Origin of the sequence: Streptomyces sp. WMMB 322 (assembly GCF_900090145.1) — a bacterium.
Taxonomy (GTDB): Bacteria; Actinomycetota; Actinomycetes; order Streptomycetales; family Streptomycetaceae; genus Streptomyces.
Map to the genome: position 1 here is coordinate 241,948 of NZ_FMHI01000009.1, position 6,536 is coordinate 248,483.

The 6,536-nt window shown below is 67.9% G+C and carries 4 protein-coding genes; 3 read left to right on the forward strand and 1 reads right to left on the reverse strand.

The genetic code is table 11. From position 1 onward, the window contains the following. Window positions 1-334 precede the first annotated feature (334 nt). Together H180DRAFT_RS16785 and H180DRAFT_RS16790 are read left to right on the forward strand one after the other, a co-directional pair. Complete coding sequence (locus H180DRAFT_RS16785; protein WP_055486871.1) at window positions 335-1,777, forward strand: NAD(P)/FAD-dependent oxidoreductase; 1,443 nt, start codon at window positions 335-337, stop codon at window positions 1,775-1,777. A gap of 215 nt (window positions 1,778-1,992) precedes the next feature. After that, window positions 1,993-3,867: an ATP-binding SpoIIE family protein phosphatase gene (locus tag H180DRAFT_RS16790; RefSeq protein ID WP_055486904.1), complete on the forward strand. Its 1,875-nt coding sequence runs from the start codon at window positions 1,993-1,995 to the stop codon at window positions 3,865-3,867. A 112-nt stretch (window positions 3,868-3,979) separates the two neighbouring features. Here H180DRAFT_RS16790 and H180DRAFT_RS16795 read toward each other — a convergent pair whose 3' ends face one another. Then, a complete protein-coding gene (locus tag H180DRAFT_RS16795) occupies window positions 3,980-5,326 on the reverse strand; it encodes an MFS transporter (RefSeq protein ID WP_175437788.1) in 1,347 nt (448 codons plus the stop codon). 134 nt (window positions 5,327-5,460) lie between these two features. Between H180DRAFT_RS16795 and H180DRAFT_RS16800 the strand changes: the two genes are divergently transcribed. Beyond that, window positions 5,461-6,006 (forward strand): MarR family winged helix-turn-helix transcriptional regulator, encoded by a 546-nt coding sequence (locus tag H180DRAFT_RS16800; protein ID WP_055486873.1) that lies wholly within the window; start codon window positions 5,461-5,463, stop codon window positions 6,004-6,006. Window positions 6,007-6,536 lie beyond the last annotated feature (530 nt).

A 6,536-nucleotide genomic window follows, 5' to 3' on the forward strand; every position in this document is an offset into this window, starting at 1 on the left:
GTCTCCCCCCGGAGACCCTCACGCTGTCGCGGTCGGTGACGCCGACACCGTGGTCCTCAAGTACCGCGTCTCCGACGACCACGAACATAGTTGAGCTGTGGTCAAGAGAGAAGAGGGCGTTGTCGTGGACGGCCGGGGGTGGCTGGAAGAGCTCCCGCACCCACCCGCTCGCACCCCTCGGCGCCACCCCTCATTCCATTTCTGACCTGCTATGACGGCACCGCGAGGAGACCTCCGAGAGAAGCGGACGCGCACTCTCCGCCAGTCACTCAATTCTTTGAGCCTGTGGACAAACCCCCGGTCGCGGGTGCGTCATGGACTGGTGACGAAGGCAATGAACGGCCCCGCGCGCATTCTCGTGATCGGCGGCGGATATGTGGGCATGTACACGGCCCTGCGACTTCAGCAGAAGCTGAAACACCACCTCAGGCGAACGGCGAACGGTTCCAACGGTTCCTCCGCCCCCGCCAGGAGCTCCAAGACCCCCGGATCCCCAGGATCCCCCGGCGCCGACGGCGTCGAGATCGTCGTGGTCGACCCCGAGCCCTACATGACCTACCAGCCCTTCCTTCCGGAAGCGGCCGCCGGCTCGATCTCGCCCCGTCATGTGGTGGTGCCTCTGCGCAGAGTCCTTCGTGACTGCCGGCTCGTCGTCGGCGAGGCCGTCTCCATCGACCACGAACGGCGCGTCGCCCACGTCAAGACCCTCGCCACCGAGGAAGAGGGCACCGATGCCGTCGAGATCCCCTACACCGAGCTCGTACTGGCGCCCGGCTCCGTCTCGCGCACCCTTCCCGTCCCCGGTCTCGCAGAGCACGGCATCGGTTTCAAAACCGTCGAGGAAGCCATCGGCCTCCGCAACCACGTGCTCGAACAGCTCGACATCGCCTCGTCCACCCGCAACCCCGAAGTCCGCGACGCCGCCCTCACCTTCGTCTTCGTCGGCGGGGGCTATGCCGGAGTCGAGGCCCTGGGCGAACTGGAGGACATGGCCCGCTACGCGTGCCGCTACTACCACAACGTCCGGGCCGAGGAGATGAAGTTCCTGCTCGTCGAGGCCTCCGGAAAGATCCTCCCGGAGGTCGGGGAGGAAATGGGCACATACGCACTGCGCGAACTGCGCTCCCGGAACATCGACGTACGCCTCGACACCCGCCTGGACTCCTGCGAGGACCGGGTCGCCGTACTCAGCGACGGCTCCCGCCACCCCACACGCACCCTCGTGTGGACCGCGGGCGTCAAGCCGAATCCCGTGATCGCCGCTGCCGGCATGCCGCTCAACGGGCGCGGCAGACTCAAGTGCACCGCTCAGCTGCGCATCGACGGCGTCGACAACGCATGGGCCGCCGGGGACGCGGCCGCCGTACCCGACCTCCTCGCCGAGGAGAAGGGCGAGAAGGGCGCCCTGTGCGCCCCCAACGCCCAGCACGCCGTACGGCAGGCCAGACGGCTTGCGGACAACATCGCGGCGACCCTGCGCGGCGCGCCCGCCACCGACTACCGTCACGCCTACGCGGGCTCCGTCGCTTCACTCGGACTGCACAAGGGCGTCGCGCACGTCTACGGACGCAAGCTGAAGGGCTACCCGGCGTGGTTCATGCACCGCGCCTACCACCTCAGCCGCGTCCCGACGATCAACAGAAAGGCACGGGTTCTCGCCGAATGGACCTTGGCGGGACTCTTCAAGCGCGAGATCGTCTCACTCGGTTCACTCGAACATCCCCGCGCCGAGTTCGAACTCGCGGCGGGCGGCACCCGTCGCCACGAGGACGACTGAGAGCACGAAAGCGTGCTCTTCCCGGGACGGCTCGGGGTAGCCGACTCCCGGGGGACGCCGGGTGAACCGACGGGCCGCCGGTGCATGATCCAATGTCTGCGCCGCGCACCCTGCGGAGCGTGTGACCATGAGTGGGCTCGCATCCGCACACAGTGACCAGCACGACGGCCGAGCGGGGAGCCGTCTTTCCGAACGACACGAGGAATCGGACGACCGTGATTTTCACGCGCTGGAGCGCCCGACTGCCCGGCACACAGCGACGCAATTCGGCAGCGCAGGCAGCGAGGGCGACAGCAGCGCAGGCGCATGAGACGACGGAGAGCGCCGCGGACGGTGCCGGGGGTGACAGCGACGGTTCCGACCCGGTCGCCGACGACGCCGTATCGGGGAGTGCCGGCAACGTCCCGGCGGCGCGGGCCGAGCGCCGCGACGCCGCGACCGTGGACGGAACGGATCCCGCCCGCCCGGCCACCCGAGCGGCCGCGTCCGCTGCGTCCACTTCCTCCACCGCCGCCCGTACGAGCAGCGAGGCACCCGGGGCCGGAGTCACGGGTGCCTCCAGCGCACACGTCACCCGCAGCATCGACGCCCTGTCCGTGCACGACCTGCTCGGCCAGGTCCCCGCCCTGGCTGCCGTCGTACACGGCGCCGATCACCGCATCGCATACGTCAACGACGCCTACATCGCCGTCTTCGGCTCCCGTACGCAGGGCGACACGGCCCGCGACGCCCTTCCCGAACTCGTCGAACTCGGTCTCCTCCCTCTGATGGACCAGGTGCTGCGCAGCGGCAAGCCCCGCACCGTCAAGTCGCGCCGCGTTCCGCGCTCGGCCGACGCGCGTGACAGCCGGGACGCCTTCTACACCTTCACCTGCACGCCGATCACGGCCGACGGCGAGAACGGTGTGCTGATCTTCGCCGCGGAAGTCACCGACCAGGTCGAGGCCGCCGAGCGGCTGCGCGCCAGCGAACGCCGTCAGCGTGAGGCCGCCGTCACGCTTCAGCGCAGCCTGCTGCCCCAGGAACTGGAGCAGCCGGACGATCTGCGGGTCGCCGCCACGTACCAGCCGGGCGGTACGGAAGCAGCAGTCGGCGGGGACTGGTACGACGTCATCACCCTCGGCGCAGGCCGCACGGCCCTCGTCATCGGCGACGTCATGGGCCGCGGCGTGCGCGCCGCCGCCGTCATGGGCCAACTCCGCACAGCCGTACGTGCATACGCCCGTCTCGATCTGCCACCGCACGAGGTCCTGCAGTTGCTGGACGGGCTGGCCGCCGAGATCGACCCCAGCCAGATCGCCACCTGCGTATACGCCGTGCATGATCCCAACGAGGGGCTTTTGCACTATGCCTCAGCGGGTCATCCACCGATCATCGTGCGCGACATGGACGGTACGGTTCAGCGCGCCCCCGAGCCGACCGGCCCTCCGCTGGGCACGGGCGGCTGGGTACACGCCTCCAGCTCGCTGCCGCTCCCGCCCGGAGGCTCGGCCGTCCTCTACACCGACGGCCTCGTGGAACGGCGAGACGCCGACATCGACGCCGGAATCTCCAAGCTGGAGCGAGCCTTCGCGGGCGCCACCGGCTCGCCCGACATCGTCTGCGACCGCCTGTTGCGCTCACTCGGCATCACGGCCGAACACGATGACGACGTCGCAGTCCTCGTCCTCCATCACCCCGCCCGTACGGGCCACGACGCCGAGCTTTTCCACAACGCCGCCCTTGACCTGCTCGGCGGCACCGAAGCAGCCCCCCGCGCCCGGGCTTTCGCCTCCGGTGTGCTCACCTCGTGGCGCTTCCCCACCGAACTGCACGACCTCGGCGTATTGGCCGCCAGCGAACTCGTCGCCAACTCCCTCCAGCACGGCGTTCCGCCGATGCGTCTGCGTCTGCGACGCACGGACCGGCGTCTCATCGTCGAGGTCACCGACGGCGACGAGCACCTGCCCCAAAGGCGTGCTGCCGATGCCGCTGACGAGGCGGGACGCGGCATTTCCATCGTCGCCACCATCGCCTCGGCATGGGGTTCGAGAAGGACCCCCGGAGGAGGCAAGTCGGTGTGGTGCGAGTTCACCCTCCCCACGGCGTGACGCAGCCCCGAAAGTGGGGTGTTGAGAGGCCCGCCTTCCGATCACCTCCTCAGTGGTTGTTCGCGTTCACCTGCTTCGCACGTACTTGCGGAGTGTGCTGCCGGGCATCTCTTCAGCCCACGCCGATCGAAACCGACGCCGACCGCTCCACAGTTGCGGGCTCTGCGGCAACGTCCCTCCCCGCAACGGACGTGTGCGGCTGGGCGCTGCCGCCCGCCACCACGACGGACCGGTACGGCCGGTCCTGCGCGGCGGACAAGCGCCGGCCCAGCCACAGCGCCAGCGCGCTCACCAACAGCGAACACCCCACCAGCATCACGATGTAGACCCCGTACGCACCCGTGGCGGCCAGCAGCCCGCCAACCGCGGGGCCCACCGCGAGTGCCAGTTGCTTCACCAGCGCGAACGCCGAGTTGTACTGGCCCACGAGCCGCCTCGGCGCCAAGTCGGCCACCAGGGGAGCAACCGTCGGCGAAAGCATCGTCTCGCCGACTCCGAAAAGCGCATACGTCGTGATGAGCAAAGCCGTCGCGGTCGCCTGCGTCCCGTGAACGAGGCCGGAGGCACCGGCGGCCACCCAGGCCACGGCCCATATGACCCCCACCAGAGCGATGACCCGGCTCCGCCGGTGCCGCTCGACCAGCCGCAGCACCACGAACTGTGCCAGGACGATCACCGCGGTGTTCGCTGCGAGGGCGACGCCCAGCGTCGCCGTCGATATTCGCGTGACCTCCACTGCGTATGCCGACAACCCCGACTCGAACTGTCCGTAGCAGGCGAAGAACAGCACGAAGCCGAGCACGCACAGAAGCACCATCGGCCGGTCGCGCAGGAGTACCGACCATCCGCCAACCGCCGTCTCGCTCGCCGCTGTTCGGTGGACGCCGGTCTCACCCGTCCGGGGACGAGGGAGCCGGACAGTCGCCAGCACCGTCGCAAGTACGACGAACATGGCGGCCTCTACGACGAACAGCAACGTGAACGTTGCAGGCCGCTGCTCGTCGACCAGCAGCCCTCCGAGAAGTCCACCGGCGCCCAGGCCGAGGTTGTTCAGGAAGAACTGCGTGGCGAAAGCGCGTGAACGAGTCACGGTCGTCGAGCACGAGACGATCATGGTCGCGAGTGCGGGCTGCAGGACGGCCACCCCCGCGCCCATGAGGGCCGACGAAGCCAGCGCGGACGTCGCGCTCTCCGATATGCCGAACCCCAGCGCACCGACCATGCCGAAGCCGGAGCCGACGAGGGCCACGGGCATCGGACCCCGTCGGTCGATCACCCGCCCGGTGAAGGGCAGCACGACGAGCGCGACCACGGCGAACACCGCTAGCACGGCGCCTGCAGCCCCGTCGCCCAGGCCTCGCACCCGTGACGCGTACACAAACAGGAACGGCGCGGTGAAGCCGTTGCCGAACGCCGCGAGGGCGTTCCCGAACTGGATCCGGCGCAGCACAGCACCCATCGCCCTGGTCACACTCACCTACCTCTGATCAAGTCCTCGACCAGCGAGGAGACTTCAAAGTTAAAGTTCGAAGCTAAAGACTACACAAGGCAAGGGTTCATGTCGAACGACTTCACATGGAATACTCCCGGCCCATGCCCCCAGTGCCGGAGCGACAGCCCACCCTCGACGAGCAGATCGCCATCTACCAGCGCGAGTACCGCGACTTGGACCCGCAGGTGGAGAAGGTGGTCAACGCGCTCAGCCGCCTGGACCGGCGGATGAACGTCGCGTACGGGCGCCAACTCGGCATCCTCGGCCTCGGCCACGCCGAGTGGGAAGTCCTCAAGGAACTCGTGATGGCGGGCACGCCGTACCAGCTGTCACCCGGCACCATCGCCAAACGCCTGGGCCTGACACCCGCTGCCATGACGCACCGGATCGACCGCATGCTCGCTCAGGGACTCGTGACCAGGGAGCGGGACCCGGAGAACCGGGTGCGGGTCATCATCGGCCTCACCGACGAGGGTCGTGAGAAGTGGATCCAAGTGATGCGCAAGGCCTCGGTGTTCGAGGAGGAGCTGCTCCAAGATCTCACCAAGGTCGAACGGACCCTCCTGGGCGAGTTGCTCACACGCCTGCTGCGCCGCGTGGAGGACGCGCAGCCCGATGCCGGCGGCCGGCTCACCGACCTGGACTGATGGCCGGTGAGCCGGCCGCAGCAGCAAGTTGACACGGCTCGCGCCGATCCGTAGTGTTCTCCGGGTTGCCACGGAGCCTCTCGGCTTCTGAGGCGACGCTCTTGCCTTCCGAAGGCAGTCTCTACTGAAGTGTTCCCCCCGCCCTGCGGGGCTGTTTTTCGTGCGTCTGTGTGCGGAAATCAGTTCGGTGCGGGTTGTATGGCGTCTCGATTTTGAGGTGCTGGGGGAGTTCCTCTAATGTGGCGGCCGCGTCGGAAGACGGCCCCTCCCGGCAGGGGATTCAGGGATGGAAATCCGGTCCGTTCGGATCGGGAATTCGGATCTGATAGTGTCGGGTTTACCGAGAGGGAAGCGCCCGGAGCGGCCTGTGAGGGTTGTGATGGAAGCGTCCGTTCTTTGAGAACTCAACAGCGTGCCAAAAGTCAACGCCAGATATGTTGATACCCTCGTGTCTCCACAGGTTTTGTTTGTGGAGGCGTGGGATTTCTTTGATTGACAGCGAGGATGCTGTGCACGCCGGGATTATTCCT

What these genes read in the sequence shown, in the direction of transcription:
- H180DRAFT_RS16785 (WP_055486871.1), top strand. Translation starts at nt 335, where the DNA reads ATGAACGGCCCCGCGCGCATTCTCGTGATCGGCGGCGGATATGTGGGC.
- H180DRAFT_RS16800 (WP_055486873.1), top strand. Translation starts at nt 5,461, where the DNA reads ATGCCCCCAGTGCCGGAGCGACAGCCCACCCTCGACGAGCAGATCGCC.
- H180DRAFT_RS16795 (WP_175437788.1), bottom strand. Translation starts at nt 5,326, where the DNA reads ATGGGTGCTGTGCTGCGCCGGATCCAGTTCGGGAACGCCCTCGCGGCG.